Below are 14,686 nucleotides of genomic sequence, written 5' to 3'. Positions count from 1 at the left end.
GTCCTCTCGATTGGTCATGGCGCTGCTCCCTGCTTGATACCAACAGGAAAACAATCGGCCAGAAAAGGGTTAATCGGGAGGTCAAATTAAACTGGTGTTTTGAAGACTTATTACATCGGTGATGACATCGCTCAATATCTCTGACACCAGAGCCATTATGGGTTAGCCGAGCAATCCTTTCATGTATACCAGGTTGGTTAGCATTGTAGAGATAATCCAGCTGAAAGATCTTCTTGCAACTTCGGCATAGGAACCTTTGGAGTCCTGATCGGGACTTTCCATTTCTGACAAGATCATCAGATTTACGACAGTGAAAACAGGCAACTTCCATAAGAGCCATGGCAGTACAGAACAAAAGACTGACATAGTCGCTAGGCTGCAGTTTAATTAATAGCTATCAAATCTTCTGAACCTTCACCAAATAGCTATGTATAGGCGATTCTAAATACTTTACGAAGGGTGAGGTGCGCTGAACACGCTGGGAATTGAAATAAAGACAGCAGGAGGGATCAATACAATAAATAAAAAAGCCGGGAAAACCCGGCTTTTTAAACTGACTTATGCTTCGTCAGCGGACTCTACTGCTTCAACAGCAGGACGATCCAGCAGCTCGACGTAAGCCATTGGAGCGTTGTCACCATGACGGAATCCGCACTTGATGATGCGAATGTAACCGCCTGGACGCTCTTTGAAACGCGGACCCAGATCAGTAAACAGCTTGCCTACCGCAGCCTTGTTACGGAGACGATCGAACGCCAGCCGACGGTTAGCAACGCTGTCTTCCTTAGCCAGGGTGATCAGCGGTTCAGCAACACGACGCAGCTCTTTAGCTTTTGGCAGTGTTGTCTTGATTACTTCGTGCTCAACCAGGGAAGCAGCCATATTCTTGAACATCGCTTTGCGATGAGAACTGTTCCGGTTAAGCTTGCGGCCACTCTTACGATGACGCATGGCACAAACTTCCTCTTCTTACTGGGAGCTGCCTCTGTTTCTACAACGGTGGCAACCCTCAGCCGCAATTAAGCAGAAACCTTGTCGTCACTCTTCAAACTGGCAGGTGGCCAGTTATCGAGACGCATACCCAAGCTCAGACCACGGGAGGCCAGAACGTCCTTGATCTCAGTCAGGGACTTCTTACCCAGGTTAGGGGTCTTGAGCAACTCAACTTCAGTGCGCTGGATCAGGTCACCAATGTAGTAGATGTTCTCTGCCTTCAGACAGTTCGCACTACGTACAGTCAGTTCGAGATCATCAACTGGACGGAGAAGAATCGGATCAACCTCGTCTTCCTCCTTCACAGGCTCTGGCTCGGACTCACCTTCCAGATCCACAAACACAGCCAGCTGCTGCTGCAGAATAGTAGCAGCACGACGGATGGCTTCATCAGGATCCAGAGTACCATTGGTTTCCAGGTCGATGACCAGCTTGTCGAGGTCAGTACGCTGCTCTACACGAGCACTTTCTACGACATAGGAAACACGGTATACAGGGCTATAGGTGGCATCCAACTGCAGACGGCCGATAGCGCGAGTTTCCTCTTCATCCTGACGGCGGCTGTCGGCTGATTCATACCCACGACCACGAGCAACCTTCAGCTTCATGTTGAGATTGCCCTTGTCATTCATGTGGGCAATAACATGATCAGGATTCACGATTTCAACATCGTGATCCAGCTGGATGTCAGCAGCAGTGACGACACCCTCACCTTTTTTGCTCAGAGTCAGAGTAACGCTGTCACGGCCAGTCATGCGAATAGCCAGGCCTTTCAGGTTGAGCAGGATTTCAATGACGTCTTCCTGAACACCTTCAATAGCACTGTATTCATGCTGCACGCCATCAATCTCTACCTCAGTCACGGCACAGCCGGGCATAGAGGAAAGAAGAATGCGACGCAGGGCATTGCCTAAGGTATGCCCAAAACCACGTTCCAGCGGCTCCAGGGTGACCTTTGCCCGTGTCAGACTGATTTCCTCAACATCAATGTGCCGAGGAGTTAGAAATTCAGTAACCGAATTCTGCATGGATGTTACACCCCACCTAACTGTCTATCCCTTACTTGGAGTACAGCTCGACGATCAAGCTCTCGTTGATGTCGGCCGCCAGATCACTCCGCTCGGGCAGCGTCTTGAAGACACCTTCTTTCTTGCTGGCGTCTACTTCTACCCAGATGGAGAATCCACGCTGAGCAGCAAGTTCAAGCGCTGCATTGATGCGCAGCTGGTTCTTTGCCTTTTCACGGATAGCAACTACGTCACCAGGACGAACCTGGAAAGACGGGATGTTTACAGTCTTGCCATTAACCATGACAGCTTTGTGGCTGACCAGCTGGCGTGCTTCTGCACGGGTAGAACCGAATCCCATGCGGTAAACCACATTATCAAGGCGAGCTTCGAGAAGTTGCAACAGGTTTGAGCCTGTAGCACCCTTCAGACGATCAGCTTCCTTGTAGTAGTTACGGAACTGCTTTTCCAGTACACCGTAGATACGACGAACTTTCTGCTTCTCACGCAGCTGAACACCGTAGTCAGAAAGACGACCACGACGCTGGCCATGCTGGCCAGGAGCATTTTCTGCCTTGCACTTTGACTCGAGCGCACGAACACCACTCTTCAGAAAGAGATCAGTGCCTTCACGACGAGACAGCTTGCACTTAGGACCTATATATCTAGCCATTTACCGGTCTCCTGCTTATACACGACGCTTCTTGGGCGGACGACAACCATTGTGTGGGATCGGGGTAACATCAGTGATGTTATTGATCTTGAAACCACAAGCGTTGAGCGCGCGTACAGCGGATTCACGGCCTGGACCAGGCCCTTTAACATTCACGTCCAAATTCTTCAGACCGAACTCAGCGGCAGCACGTCCAGCACGCTCAGCTGCAACCTGGGCAGCGAACGGGGTGCTCTTACGGGAACCACGGAAGCCGGAGCCCCCAGCAGTAGCCCAAGACAATGCATTACCCTGGCGGTCGGTAATTGTCACGATAGTGTTGTTAAAAGAGGCGTGAATATGGGCGATGCCATCCACAACCGACTTTTTAACTTTCTTACGTGTACGAGTACCTGGCTTTGCCATATCAGAACAAATCCTGTATTGAAAAAGTCCGTTGCTCGATTTCTTTATCGAAACACTCTATGAAAAGAGGTTCTTAGAGAAATGCAACGTTCTTACTTACGAATCGGTTTGCGCGGACCCTTACGAGTACGGGCATTGGTCTTCGAGCGCTGACCACGAACCGGCAGACTGCGACGGTGGCGAAGGCCACGGTAGCAACCCAGATCCATCAGGCGCTTGATGTTCATGCTGATTTCGCGACGCAGGTCACCTTCTACGTTCAGTTTTGCAACTTCAGTACGCAGGGATTCCAGTTGATCTTCGCTCAGATCAGATACTTTGGCAGACGGGTTAACGCCAGTGGCAGCACAAAGCTGCTGAGCTGAAGTTTTACCGATACCAAAAATGTAGGTCAACGAGATAACGGCATGTTTGTTATCTGGAATGTTGACGCCAGCAATACGGGCCATTCAATCGTCTCCGTTATTACATTTAACCGTGTAGCAGCTATTCAGTTGATAATTTCTGATTTCCCAGAAAAACCAAATTAAACTGAAACACGTCACCATATTGAAACGTCAGGAAATCCATTGTTTCAGAAATGGCTGCTTTCATCCTGAGGAAACACCTTCGAAACGTAGCATTCAAGCAAAGCCAAAACACACACGCACCCAAAAGCACTTCCAACAGGTCGAAAGGCGGAAATTGTAATCCTCCTTTCGATAAAACACAACCGCTCATGAAAAAAATCATGAACGGTTGTTTTTGCCTGAGGTCACATTAGACCAGAGTCCGGCTGTCTGGAGAATCCGTAGATTCCCAAAAACTATTAGCCCTGACGCTGTTTGTGACGTGGCTCCTGACAGATCACGCGCACATTACCCTTACGCTTGATGATCTTACAGTTGCGGCAGATTTTTTTAACCGACGCACGTACTTTCATAACTAACTCCACAACCGTTGCAGAACTATTCTCATTGAGAGTGACTCAACGGATCAGACCGCTGGAGCCATAGCCCTTAAGATTGGATTTCTTCAGCAGCGACTCATACTGATGCGACATGAGATGCGACTGCACCTGAGCCATGGTATCCATTACCACAACCACCACGATCAACAGGCTGGTACCACCAAGGTAGAACGGAACATTGGCCGACACTACCAGGAACTGCGGCAACAGACACACTGCTGTCATATAGAGAGCACCGAACATGGTCAGGCGAGTCAAGACACCATCAATATAACGTGCAGACTGCTCTCCCGGACGAATACCAGGAATGAATGCACCCGACTTCTTCAGATTATCTGCTACGTCTTTTGGATTAAAGACCAGCGCAGTGTAGAAGAAGCAGAAGAAGATGATGCCTGCCGAGAACAGTATGATGTTCAGTGGCTGACCCGGACCCAGCGCCAGAGCAATTTCCTGCAGCCATCCCATTCCTTCACCCTGGCCGAACCACTGCGCAATAGACGCAGGGAACAGCAGTAGGCTTGAAGCGAATATAGCTGGAATAACGCCGGCCATATTTACCTTTAACGGTAGATGGCTGCTCTGGGCCGCAAACACCTTACGCCCTTGTTGACGCTTGGCATAGTTTACGGTTATCCGGCGCTGACCCCGTTCGATAAAGACCACAAATGCGATGATCGCGATTGCCAGAAGAGCAACGGCGAGCAGCATCAGGATATTAATATCACCCTGGCGTGCGGACTCGAAAGACCGCACAATCGCAGTTGGAAGACCAGCGACAATACCTGCAAAAATGAGAATCGAAATACCATTACCGATCCCCCGTTCAGTCACCTGCTCGCCCAGCCACATCATAAAGACAGCACCGGTTACGAACGTGACAACAGCAACAACATAGAAGCTGAGGTCAGTACTGAAGGCAACACCCTGATTGGCCAGACCGACAGTCATGCCAGTACCCTGAATCAGAGCAAGGGCAACGGTCAGGTAGCGGGTGTACTGGCTGATCTTGCGACGTCCGGACTCACCTTCCTTCTTGAGCTGCTCCAACTGCGGACTCACCACGCTCATCAGCTGAACGATAATGGATGCCGAAATATAAGGCATGATACCCAGGGCCAGTACCGACATCCTCTCCAGCGCACCGCCAGAGAACATGTTGAACAGACCCAGAATAGTGCCTTCATTTTGTTGAAACATCCGAGCCAGCGCATCAGGGTTGATGCCTGGCACAGGGATGTGCGCACCGATCCTGTAAACCAGGATCGCCAGAAACACGAACTTAACGCGAGACCAGAGCTCGTTTAAGCCGCTTTGATTCCCAACAGGTAATGTCTTAGCCATTTAGTCCTCGATCTTACCACCGGCAGCTTCAATCGCAGCACGGGCGCCTTTGGTAACAGCCAGACCTTTAATGGTGACTGCTTTAGCCAATTCGCCAGACAGTACCACTTTAGCACGCTGGATGCTACCGCTGACCAGGTCAGCAGCTTTCAGTGCAGCCAGATCGATCACGTCAGCTTCCACCTTGCTCAGTTCGTGCAAACGAATCTCAGCAGTGAAGCGCGCTTTGCGTGAGGTAAAGCCGTACTTAGGCAGACGACGCTGCAGTGGCTGCTGACCGCCTTCGAAACCTGGCTTGACAGAACCACCGGAACGGGACTTCTGACCCTTGTGACCACGGCCACAGGTCTTGCCCAGGCCGGAGCCGATGCCACGACCTACGCGCTTACCCTCTTTGCGGCTACCTTCAGCCGGGCTCAGAGTATTCAAACGCATGTTATTCTCCTTCTACCCGGACAAGGTAGGATACCTTGTTGATCATGCCACGAACTGAAGGAGTGTCTTCTACTTCAACAGTGTGGTTGATACGACGCAGGCCCAGACCCCGTACGCAAGCCTTGTGGCTTTCGAGGCGACCGCTGGTGCTCTTCACGAGCGTCACTTTGATCATCTTCTCAGCCATGACTTACCCCAGGATATCCTCAACAGACTTGCCACGCTTAGCGGCAATGCCTTCAGGAGAACGCATGTCGCGCAGACCGTTAAAAGTAGCACGAACTACGTTCACAGGATTGGTAGAACCGTAGCACTTGGCCAGTACGTTATGTACGCCAGCCACTTCAAGAACGGCACGCATTGCACCACCGGCGATAACACCGGTACCAGCAGATGCTGGCTGCATGTAAACCTTGGAAGCACCGTGACGGGCTTTCACAGGGTACTGCAGGGTGTCACCATTCAGGTCAACATTAATCATGTTGCGACGGGCAGCTTCCATAGCCTTCTGGATAGCGATTGGCACTTCACGGGCTTTACCGCGACCGAAACCAACCTTACCCTTGCCATCACCAACAACGGTCAAAGCTGTGAAGCCGAAGATACGACCACCTTTCACCACCTTGGCTACTCGGTTAACCTGTACCAGCTTCTCAATCAAGCCTTCGTCGTTGTTAGGCTTACGCTCATCTCTTTCTCTTGCCATGACGTTCTACCCTTAGAATTCCAGTCCGCCTTCACGGGCTGCATCGGCAAGCGCCTTGACACGACCGTGATATTTGAAACCAGAGCGGTCAAACGCCACCTTGGTCACACCCGCCGCCTTGGCACGCTCAGCAACCAGAGCACCAACTTTCTTGGCAGCTTCTACGTTACCGGTAGCTTCGCCACGCAGTTCTTTTTCAACAGTGGAGGCAGTTGCCAGCACTTTGTCGCCGTCAGCGGCGATAACCTGCGCATAGATGTGACGAGGCGTACGATGAATGCTCAGACGAATGGCACCCAGCTCACGCATCTTAACCCTTGCACGAAGGGCACGACGCAGGCGAGAAGATTTCTTGTCCATCATGATCTCACCCTACCTTACTTTTTCTTGGCTTCTTTGCGACGAACACGTTCGTCAGCATAGCGAACACCCTTGCCTTTATAAGGCTCAGGACGACGGAATTCACGAATTTCCGCGGCAACCTGACCAACCAGCTGCTTGTCGATACCACGAACCAGAATTTCAGTCTGGGTCGGGGTTTCACAAGTCACACCTGTTGGCAGATCATATTCAACCGGATGGGAGAAGCCCAGGTTCAAAGTCAGGCTATTACCTTTGGCCGCTGCACGATAACCAACACCTACCAGCTGCAGCTTCTTCTCGAAGCCAGCGGTAACGCCAGTTACCATGTTGTTAACCAGGGCACGGGTAGTACCGGCCAGAGCACGAGAGTGCTTGGCACCATCACGTGGAGCAAACGTCAGAACGTTTTCTTCCTGAGCAACTTCGACATTGTTGTGAACAACAAGTTCCAGTTGACCCTTAGACCCTTTGATTACAAGGATCTGGCCATTGCGCTTAATCTCTACACCAGCAGGGATAGCAACAGGGCTTTTGGCTACTCGAGACATAATACCCCTCCCTTAGAACACAGTGCAGAGAACTTCACCACCAACACCGGCTGCACGAGCAGCGCGATCGGTCATAACACCTTTGTTGGTGGAAACAATAGCGATACCCAGACCGCCGTTCACTTTTGGCAGAGCTTCCTTGCCAGCGTAAGAACGCAGGCCAGGACGACTGGTACGCTTCAGGCTTTCAATAACTGGCTTGCCTTCAAAGTACTTCAGCTCAACAACCAGTTCAGCCTTGGCTTCGCCAGCTACGTTGTAGTCAGCGATGAAACCTTCGTCTTTCAAAACCTTGGCTACAGCAACCTTGATTTTGGAGGACGGCATGGTGACAGAGGCGTGCTCTGCCATCTGGGCATTACGGATACGAGTTAGCATATCTGCTAACGGGTCCTGCATACTCATTATCTATATCTCCCGAAGATGAAATGCGCTTACCAGCTGGCCTTAACCAGACCTGGAACATCGCCACGCATCGCTGCTTCACGCAGCTTGATACGGCTCAGGCCGAACTTGCGCAGCACGCCGTGTGGACGACCAGTGATGCGGCAGCGGTTACGCAGACGAGCCTTGCTCGCATTGCGAGGCTGCTTCTGCAGAGCTACCTGGGCATCCCAACGCTCATCTTCAGTGCTGTTAGGATTGTTAATCACAGCTTTCAGCTGTGCACGCTTTTCAGCATACTTGGCAACGGTGCGCTGACGCTTCAGTTCCCGTTGCTTCATGGATACTTTTGCCATAAAACTCGTACCTGTATCAGTTACGGAATGGGAAGTTGAAAGCCTTCAGCAGAGCACGGCCTTCTTCGTCATTCTTGGCGGTAGTGGTCAGAGTGATGTCCAGACCGCGCAGAGTGTCGATTTTGTCGTAATCAACTTCAGGGAAGATGATCTGCTCTTTAACACCCATGCTGTAGTTACCACGGCCGTCGAAAGACTTAGGGCTCAGACCACGGAAGTCACGTACACGTGGCAGAGCGATGTCAACCAGACGCTCCAGGAACTCATACATGCGCTCACGACGCAGAGTCACCTTAACACCGATTGGCCAGCCTTCACGAACCTTGAAGCCTGCAACAGAGTTGCGAGCCTTGGTTACCACTGGCTTTTGACCAGCGATTTTTTCCATGTCTGCCAGGGCATGCTCGATAACTTTCTTGTCACCAATCGCTTCACCCACACCCATGTTCAGGGTGATTTTAGTGATGCGTGGCACTTCATGAACGTTCTTTACACCCAGCTCTTCTTTGAGCTTTGGAAGAATCTCTTCACGATATTTGGTTTTAAAATTTGCCATCACTCTCCCCTTACGCGTCAACAGGCTTGCCGTTAGACTTGAATACGCGCTGCTTTTTGCCATCTTCGATAGCAAAGCCAACACGATCAGCCTTGTTGGTTTCAGGGTTCAGAAGCGCAACGTTAGAAGCTTGAATAGCCGCTTCTTTCTCTACGATTCCACCAGGAGTGCCCAGCATTGGGTTAGGCTTCTGATGTTTCTTCATCATATTGATGCCTGAAACAATCAGTTTGCCGTCAGCACGAACGGTTTGCACTTTACCGCGCTTACCTTTGTCCTTGCCGGCAATTACGATGACTTCGTCATCACGACGGATCTTTTTCATGACCTGCTCCCGTTAAAGTACTTCTGGGGCCAGTGAGATGATCTTCATGAACTGCTCACCGCGCAGTTCACGAGTCACTGGTCCAAAGATACGGGTACCGATTGGCTGCAGGTTTGCGTTCAGAAGAACAGCTGCATTGCCATCGAATTTGATCAGGGAACCGTCTGGACGACGAACACCTTTTTTAGTACGCACGACAACAGCGTTCATCACCTGGCCTTTTTTGACCTTACCGCGAGGAATTGCTTCCTTGACGGATACTTTGATGATGTCGCCAATGCCAGCGTAACGGCGGTGGGATCCACCCAGCACCTTGATACACTGAACTCGACGGGCGCCGCTGTTATCAGCGACTTCGAGTTGACTTTCTGTCTGGATCATTGCTTATTCTCCAAGCCCAAACTGCAGACGGGTACTCGCCGGCTTTCACAAAAACAACCGTTCCAGCAACAGCCGGAACGGCCATTAATCACTCAAGCCCAAAGCACCGTAGCCTTAGATCTGAGTAGCACGCTCGTCAATGGATACAAGCGTAAATGTCTTGCTCTTTGACAGAGGACGCGTCTCTTTGATGGTCACAACGTCACCCATACGGCAGTCGTTGTTTTCATCATGAGCGTGCAACTTGGTGGACCGCTTAACGATTTTACCGTAGAGCGGATGTTTTACCCGGCGCTCGATGAGAACAGTGACGGTTTTATCCATCTTGTCACTCACGACCTTACCGGTCAGGGTACGGACCTTCTTGTCTTCAGCCATCTTATGCTCCTGCCTTTTGGTTCAGGATGGTTTTCACACGAGCGATGTCGCGCTTAACCTGCTTCAGCAGATGGCTCTGACCCAGCTGGCCAGTAGCTTTCTGCATACGGAAGTTAAACTGATCCCGCAGCAGAGAGAGCAGCTCAGTGTTGAGCTCCTCTACAGACTTTTCACGCAGTTCAGCAGCTTTCATCACATTACGCTCCGCTTAACGAAGGCAGTTTCCAGCGGCAGCTTGGCTGCTGCAAGAGCAAAAGCTTCACGAGCCAGCTCTTCGGACACACCTTCCATCTCATAGAGAACGCGGCCTGGTTGAATCTGGCACACCCAGTATTCCACGTTACCCTTACCTTTACCCTGACGAACCTCAAGAGGCTTACCGGTAATCGGCTTGTCAGGGAAGACGCGGATCCAGATTTTGCCGCCACGTTTAATGTGACGGGTCATGGCACGACGAGCCGCTTCAATCTGGCGAGCTGTTATACGTCCACGACCGATTGCTTTCAATGCGTATTCGCCGAAGCTAACCTTGGAGCCGCGGAGTGCCAGACCACGATTGCGGCCTTTTTGCTGCTTACGAAATTTCGTACGCTTAGGCTGTAACATTTCCGCGCTCCTTAACTCTTAGCCTGACGTTTCTTAGGGCGACGAGCTGGCTGTTCTTTATCTTTGGAAGGCTCAACAGTTGGCGCCATGCCACCGATAACCTCACCCTTAAAGATCCAGACCTTCACACCCAGAATACCGTACGTGGTCAGTGCTTCATAATGTGCATAATCGATGTCAGCACGCAGGGTGTGCAGAGGCACACGACCTTCACGGTACCATTCGGTACGCGCGATTTCAGCACCACCAAGACGGCCGCTCAGTTGAACCTTGATACCCTTGGCACCCAGACGCATAGCGTTCTGAACAGAGCGCTTCATGGCACGACGGAACATCACACGACGCTCCAGCTGGCCAGCAATGCTCTGAGCTACCAGCATGGCATTCAGTTCAGGCTTGCGGATTTCTTCAATGTTGATGTGCACAGGCACGCCCATCATTTTGGACACAGCCTGACGCAGCTTCTCAACGTCTTCACCCTTCTTACCAATCACGATGCCTGGACGGGCAGTGTGGATGGTTACTCGAGCACTTTGAGCCGGACGTTGAATTTCAACATGGCTTACAGAAGCATTTTTCAGCTTCGCTTCAATGAAACTGCGCACCGCCAGGTCTGCATTCAGCTTGTCAGCGTAATCGCTGCCATCTGCAAACCAGACTGAACGGTGGGGCTTTACGATGCCCAGGCGAATTCCATTAGGATGTACTTTCTGACCCATCTGACCGCTCCTTAGACCTCTGCAACCTTAACCGTAATATGGCAAGACCGCTTCAGAATGCGATCAGCACGACCCTTGGCACGTGGACGAATGCGCTTCATAGTCATGCCTTCATCAACGAAGACAGTAGAGACTTTCAGCTCATCGATATCCATGCCGTCATTGTGCTCAGCGTTTGCAATAGCAGACTCAAGCACTTTCTTAACCAGAACTGCAGCTTTTTTCGGGCTGTAGCTCAGGAGATCCAGGGCTTCGCCAACTGCCTTGCCGCGGATCTGGTCAGCGACCAGACGCGCTTTCTGGGCAGAAATGCGAGCGCCTTTATGCATAGCAGCAACTTCTTTCATTTCTATACCCTCTTAGCGCTTCTTGGCCTTCTTGTCTGCTGCGTGACCGCGATAAGTACGGGTTGCAGCAAACTCACCCAGCTTATGGCCAACCATGTCTTCAGTAACAAAGACTGGTACGTGCTGACGACCGTTGTGAACAGCCAGAGTCAGACCAACCATAGTTGGGATAATCATGGAGCGGCGCGACCAGGTCTTGATCGGACGCTTGTTGCCGCTTTCAGCCGCTTCTTCGACTTTCTTCAGCAGGTGAAGGTCGATAAATGGGCCTTTTTTCAATGAACGTGGCACTATCGTATCCTCTCTCTAGGCTTACTTCGCGCTGCGACGACGTACGATCATTTTGTCCGTACGCTTGTTGGAACGAGTCTTACGACCCTTAGTCGGAACACCCCATGGCGTCACAGGATGACGACCACCGGAAGTACGACCTTCACCACCACCATGTGGGTGATCTACCGGGTTCATGGCAACACCACGAACGGTCGGACGCACACCACGCCAGCGCTTAGCACCCGCTTTACCCAGAGAGCGCAGGTTGTGCTCACTGTTAGAGACTTCGCCCAGAGTGGCGCGACAGTCAGCCAATACTTTACGCATTTCACCGGAACGCAGACGCAGAGTAACGTAAGCACCGTCACGAGCGACCAGCTGGGCAGAAGCACCAGCACTGCGAATCATCTGAGCGCCTTTACCAGGCTTCATTTCTACACAGTGTACGATGGAACCCTGTGGAATATTGCGCAGAGGCAGAGTATTACCAGCTTTGATCGGGGCATGCACACCGGAGAACAGCTCATCACCGGCTTTCACGCCTTTAGGCGCGATAATGTAACGACGCTCACCATCCATGTACTTCAACAGGGCGATGTGCGCAGTACGGTTTGGATCGTATTCCAGACGCTCAACAACAGCTGGAATGCCGTCCTTGTTGCGACGAAAATCTACGATACGGTAGTGCTGCTTGTGACCACCCCCGCGATGACGGGTTGTGATACGACCAGCATTGTTGCGACCACCAGTCTTGCCTTTCTTTTCCACCAGAGGCGCGTATGGACGGCCCTTGTGGAGGTCAGGGTTAACTACCTTGACAACGAAGCGGCGACCTGGAGAAGTCGGCTTGCATTTGATAACTGCCATTCTCTAGCTCCTTATTCCGCGTCCGCGAAGTCAATTTCCTGACCCTGCTCCAGGCTGACGTAAGCCTTTTTCCAGTCTGAGCGCTGGCCCATACCGAAACGAGTACGCTTAGTCTTGCCCTTAACAACGGCAGTCCTGACAGCTTTAACGCTGACTTCAAACAGCTGCTCAACAGCTTTTTTGATTTCGAGCTTGGTTGCGTCCTTAGCTACCTTGAAGACGTACTGGTTGTGCTCTTCAGCAACGACAGTGGCCTTCTCGGAAATGTGCGGACCAAGCAGAACTTTAAAAATACGTTCCTGGTTCATCCCAGCATCTCCTCGAACTTCTTGATGGCAGACACGGTCATCACGACTTTCTCGTGAGCAACCAGGCTAACCGGATCAATACCCTGCACGTCACGAACATCCACGTGAGGAATGTTGCGAGCGGCCAGATAAATGTTCTGATCCACTTCATCAGCAACGATCAACGCGCCGTTAGCGTTCAGTTCATTCAACTTGGCAACAACCAGTTTGGTCTTTGGAGATTCAACAGCGAACTGCTCAACCACCACCAGACGCTCCTGACGAACCAGCTCAGACAAGATGGAGCGCAGCGCTGCGCGATACATCTTCTTGTTCAGCTTTTGAGCATGATTCTGTGGTTTGGCAGCAAACGTCTTGCCGCCCCCGCGCCACAGTGGGCTGCGGATAGTACCGGCGCGTGCACGACCGGAACCTTTTTGACGCCAGGGCTTACGACCACCGCCACTTACGTCGCTGCGGTTTTTCTGAGCTCTGGTACCTTGACGCGCACCGGCCATGAACGCAACAACCGCCTGGTGAACCAGGGTTTCGTTGAATTCAGTACCAAAAGTCACGTCTGAGACCTGAACGGCACCTGCACCGTTTACCTTCAGTTCCATTGTCTAATCCCCTCAGGCGGCAGCAGCAGCTTTAACCGCTGGTTTAACGATAACGTCAGCACCGGTAGCACCAGGTACTGCGCCCTTAACCAGCAGCAGGTTACGCTCGCTATCAACACGAACGATTTCCAGGGACTGTACGGTCACTTTTTCAGCGCCCATATGCCCAGCCATTTTCTTGCCTTTGAAGACACGACCAGGAGTCTGACACTGACCAATAGAGCCAGGTGCACGGTGAGACAGGGAGTTACCGTGAGTCGCGTCCTGCATACGGAAGTTGTAGCGCTTGATAACGCCCTGGAACCCCTTACCCTTGGACTGACCGGTAACGTCTACTTTCTGACCATCTGCAAACAGATCCACACCGATAACGTCGCCAACACTGTAAGAAGCGTCTGCATCGATTCGGAATTCCCAGAGACCAGATCCAGCTTCAACGCCTGCTTTGGCGAAGTGGCCAGCTTCTGGCTTACTCAGACGACTGCTTTTCTTGCTACCAGAAGTCACCTGAATTGCTGTGTATCCATCGGTTTCCAGGGTTTTAACCTGGGTAACGCGGTTTGGATCTACTTCAATTACGGTAACTGGTATGGAAGCACCGTCTTCGGTGAAAACACGGGTCATACCGCGTTTCTTGCCGACTAATCCAATAGTCATTTCAACCTCTCTCGTGTACGGGGCTATTACCCACTATGGCCGCTCACTTCAGAGCTGTTACACAAAAGTGTGCACACTTTGATGGAGAGCCCATGGCCTCATTAACCGAGACTGATCTGCACTTCAACACCGGCTGCCAGATCCAGCTTCATCAGTGCGTCTACAGTTTTTTCGGTGGGCTCGATAATATCGAGAAGACGCTTATGGGTACGGATTTCATACTGATCACGAGCGTCTTTGTTGACGTGTGGAGAAATCAGAACCGTAAAACGTTCTTTTCGGGTTGGCAGAGGGATTGGACCACGCACCTGCGCACCAGTTCTCTTCGCAGTATCAACGATTTCCTGCGTAGACTGGTCAATCAGGCGATGGTCAAAAGCCTTCAGGCGAATACGAATTTGCTGCGCCTGTGAGGACTGCTTTGATTGTTGGCTCATTTTGTTCTAACCATGGCATCTATAAAGAACAAAGTCTGATGAACTATGTCACCTAGACAAAAGGACGCGA

Annotated in this window: 29 protein-coding genes; all 29 read right to left on the bottom strand. The window is 51.4% G+C overall.

The window, feature by feature from the left end; genetic code table 11:
- A partial coding sequence (locus tag AK963_RS36840; RefSeq protein ID WP_420795600.1) for an IS1/IS1595 family N-terminal zinc-binding domain-containing protein occupies positions 1-331 on the bottom strand: 331 nt, incomplete at its 3' end.
- Positions 332-558: 227 nt separating this feature from the next.
- Entirely contained in the window at positions 559-951 is a 393-nt protein-coding gene (gene rplQ, locus AK963_RS07805; RefSeq protein ID WP_066014889.1) for a 50S ribosomal protein L17, read from the bottom strand.
- 68 nt (positions 952-1,019) lie between these two features.
- Positions 1,020-2,021 carry a DNA-directed RNA polymerase subunit alpha gene (locus AK963_RS07800; protein ID WP_066014888.1) on the bottom strand — a complete coding sequence of 334 codons (1,002 nt, stop codon included), beginning with the start codon at positions 2,019-2,021 and terminating at the stop codon, positions 1,020-1,022.
- Between the two features lie 31 nt (positions 2,022-2,052).
- Positions 2,053-2,673, bottom strand: a complete 621-nt coding sequence (gene rpsD / locus AK963_RS07795; protein ID WP_066014887.1) for a 30S ribosomal protein S4 — start codon at positions 2,671-2,673, stop codon at positions 2,053-2,055.
- 15 nt (positions 2,674-2,688) lie between these two features.
- Positions 2,689-3,078, bottom strand: a complete 390-nt coding sequence (rpsK, locus tag AK963_RS07790; protein ID WP_020582394.1) for a 30S ribosomal protein S11 — start codon at positions 3,076-3,078, stop codon at positions 2,689-2,691.
- Positions 3,079-3,170: 92 nt separating this feature from the next.
- On the bottom strand, positions 3,171-3,527 hold the full coding sequence (gene rpsM, locus AK963_RS07785) for a 30S ribosomal protein S13 (RefSeq protein WP_066014886.1): 357 nt from the start codon (positions 3,525-3,527) through the stop codon (positions 3,171-3,173).
- A 359-nt stretch (positions 3,528-3,886) separates the two neighbouring features.
- Positions 3,887-4,000 (bottom strand): 50S ribosomal protein L36, encoded by a 114-nt coding sequence (gene rpmJ, locus AK963_RS31300; protein WP_081622108.1) that lies wholly within the window; start codon positions 3,998-4,000, stop codon positions 3,887-3,889.
- Between the two features lie 45 nt (positions 4,001-4,045).
- On the bottom strand, positions 4,046-5,371 hold the full coding sequence (gene secY / locus AK963_RS07780) for a preprotein translocase subunit SecY (protein ID WP_066014885.1): 1,326 nt from the start codon (positions 5,369-5,371) through the stop codon (positions 4,046-4,048).
- Positions 5,372-5,806: a 50S ribosomal protein L15 gene (gene rplO, locus AK963_RS07775; protein WP_066014884.1), complete on the bottom strand. Its 435-nt coding sequence runs from the start codon at positions 5,804-5,806 to the stop codon at positions 5,372-5,374.
- A 1-nt stretch (position 5,807) separates the two neighbouring features.
- Positions 5,808-5,993 (bottom strand): 50S ribosomal protein L30, encoded by a 186-nt coding sequence (gene rpmD / locus AK963_RS07770; RefSeq protein ID WP_066014883.1) that lies wholly within the window; start codon positions 5,991-5,993, stop codon positions 5,808-5,810.
- A gap of 3 nt (positions 5,994-5,996) precedes the next feature.
- The gene (gene rpsE, locus AK963_RS07765) at positions 5,997-6,512 is read right to left on the bottom strand and encodes a 30S ribosomal protein S5 (RefSeq protein ID WP_066014882.1); all 516 of its coding nucleotides are present in this window, start codon (positions 6,510-6,512) and stop codon (positions 5,997-5,999) included.
- 12 nt (positions 6,513-6,524) lie between these two features.
- Positions 6,525-6,875 carry a 50S ribosomal protein L18 gene (rplR, locus tag AK963_RS07760; RefSeq protein WP_066014881.1) on the bottom strand — a complete coding sequence of 117 codons (351 nt, stop codon included), beginning with the start codon at positions 6,873-6,875 and terminating at the stop codon, positions 6,525-6,527.
- Between the two features lie 14 nt (positions 6,876-6,889).
- A complete protein-coding gene (rplF, locus tag AK963_RS07755; RefSeq protein WP_066014880.1) occupies positions 6,890-7,423 on the bottom strand; it encodes a 50S ribosomal protein L6 in 534 nt (177 codons plus the stop codon).
- A 12-nt stretch (positions 7,424-7,435) separates the two neighbouring features.
- Positions 7,436-7,828, bottom strand: a complete 393-nt coding sequence (gene rpsH, locus AK963_RS07750; RefSeq protein WP_066014879.1) for a 30S ribosomal protein S8 — start codon at positions 7,826-7,828, stop codon at positions 7,436-7,438.
- 29 nt (positions 7,829-7,857) lie between these two features.
- Positions 7,858-8,163, bottom strand: coding sequence for a 30S ribosomal protein S14 (rpsN, locus tag AK963_RS07745; protein ID WP_066014878.1), 306 nt, complete (start codon positions 8,161-8,163; stop codon positions 7,858-7,860).
- Between the two features lie 16 nt (positions 8,164-8,179).
- Positions 8,180-8,719, bottom strand: coding sequence for a 50S ribosomal protein L5 (gene rplE / locus AK963_RS07740; RefSeq protein WP_066014877.1), 540 nt, complete (start codon positions 8,717-8,719; stop codon positions 8,180-8,182).
- A gap of 10 nt (positions 8,720-8,729) precedes the next feature.
- Positions 8,730-9,044, bottom strand: a complete 315-nt coding sequence (gene rplX, locus AK963_RS07735; RefSeq protein ID WP_066014876.1) for a 50S ribosomal protein L24 — start codon at positions 9,042-9,044, stop codon at positions 8,730-8,732.
- 12 nt (positions 9,045-9,056) lie between these two features.
- Positions 9,057-9,425 carry a 50S ribosomal protein L14 gene (gene rplN, locus AK963_RS07730; RefSeq protein WP_066014875.1) on the bottom strand — a complete coding sequence of 123 codons (369 nt, stop codon included), beginning with the start codon at positions 9,423-9,425 and terminating at the stop codon, positions 9,057-9,059.
- Between the two features lie 114 nt (positions 9,426-9,539).
- Positions 9,540-9,803 carry a 30S ribosomal protein S17 gene (rpsQ, locus tag AK963_RS07725; protein ID WP_066014874.1) on the bottom strand — a complete coding sequence of 88 codons (264 nt, stop codon included), beginning with the start codon at positions 9,801-9,803 and terminating at the stop codon, positions 9,540-9,542.
- A 1-nt stretch (position 9,804) separates the two neighbouring features.
- Entirely contained in the window at positions 9,805-9,996 is a 192-nt protein-coding gene (rpmC, locus tag AK963_RS07720; protein WP_020582408.1) for a 50S ribosomal protein L29, read from the bottom strand.
- Positions 9,996-10,409: a 50S ribosomal protein L16 gene (rplP, locus tag AK963_RS07715; RefSeq protein WP_020582409.1), complete on the bottom strand. Its 414-nt coding sequence runs from the start codon at positions 10,407-10,409 to the stop codon at positions 9,996-9,998. The genes rpmC and rplP overlap by 1 nt, the downstream gene beginning before the upstream one ends.
- An 11-nt stretch (positions 10,410-10,420) precedes the next feature.
- Positions 10,421-11,128, bottom strand: a complete 708-nt coding sequence (rpsC, locus tag AK963_RS07710; protein WP_066014873.1) for a 30S ribosomal protein S3 — start codon at positions 11,126-11,128, stop codon at positions 10,421-10,423.
- An 11-nt stretch (positions 11,129-11,139) separates the two neighbouring features.
- The gene (rplV, locus tag AK963_RS07705; protein ID WP_066014872.1) at positions 11,140-11,475 is read right to left on the bottom strand and encodes a 50S ribosomal protein L22; all 336 of its coding nucleotides are present in this window, start codon (positions 11,473-11,475) and stop codon (positions 11,140-11,142) included.
- A 12-nt stretch (positions 11,476-11,487) separates the two neighbouring features.
- Positions 11,488-11,766: a 30S ribosomal protein S19 gene (rpsS, locus tag AK963_RS07700; RefSeq protein WP_066014871.1), complete on the bottom strand. Its 279-nt coding sequence runs from the start codon at positions 11,764-11,766 to the stop codon at positions 11,488-11,490.
- A 21-nt stretch (positions 11,767-11,787) separates the two neighbouring features.
- Positions 11,788-12,615, bottom strand: a complete 828-nt coding sequence (gene rplB / locus AK963_RS07695) for a 50S ribosomal protein L2 (protein ID WP_066014870.1) — start codon at positions 12,613-12,615, stop codon at positions 11,788-11,790.
- Positions 12,616-12,626: 11 nt separating this feature from the next.
- Positions 12,627-12,923: a 50S ribosomal protein L23 gene (gene rplW / locus AK963_RS07690; protein ID WP_066014869.1), complete on the bottom strand. Its 297-nt coding sequence runs from the start codon at positions 12,921-12,923 to the stop codon at positions 12,627-12,629.
- Positions 12,920-13,522, bottom strand: coding sequence for a 50S ribosomal protein L4 (rplD, locus tag AK963_RS07685; protein WP_066014868.1), 603 nt, complete (start codon positions 13,520-13,522; stop codon positions 12,920-12,922). The genes rplW and rplD overlap by 4 nt, the downstream gene beginning before the upstream one ends.
- Positions 13,523-13,534: 12 nt before the next feature.
- On the bottom strand, positions 13,535-14,179 hold the full coding sequence (gene rplC, locus AK963_RS07680; RefSeq protein ID WP_066014891.1) for a 50S ribosomal protein L3: 645 nt from the start codon (positions 14,177-14,179) through the stop codon (positions 13,535-13,537).
- A gap of 101 nt (positions 14,180-14,280) precedes the next feature.
- A complete protein-coding gene (rpsJ, locus tag AK963_RS07675) occupies positions 14,281-14,616 on the bottom strand; it encodes a 30S ribosomal protein S10 (protein WP_066014867.1) in 336 nt (111 codons plus the stop codon).
- Positions 14,617-14,686 lie beyond the last annotated feature (70 nt).

The sequence above is a fragment of the Endozoicomonas atrinae genome (assembly GCF_001647025.1).
Taxonomy (GTDB): Bacteria; Pseudomonadota; Gammaproteobacteria; order Pseudomonadales; family Endozoicomonadaceae; genus Endozoicomonas; species Endozoicomonas atrinae.
This window is presented reverse-complemented; position numbering and strand designations above follow the sequence as displayed.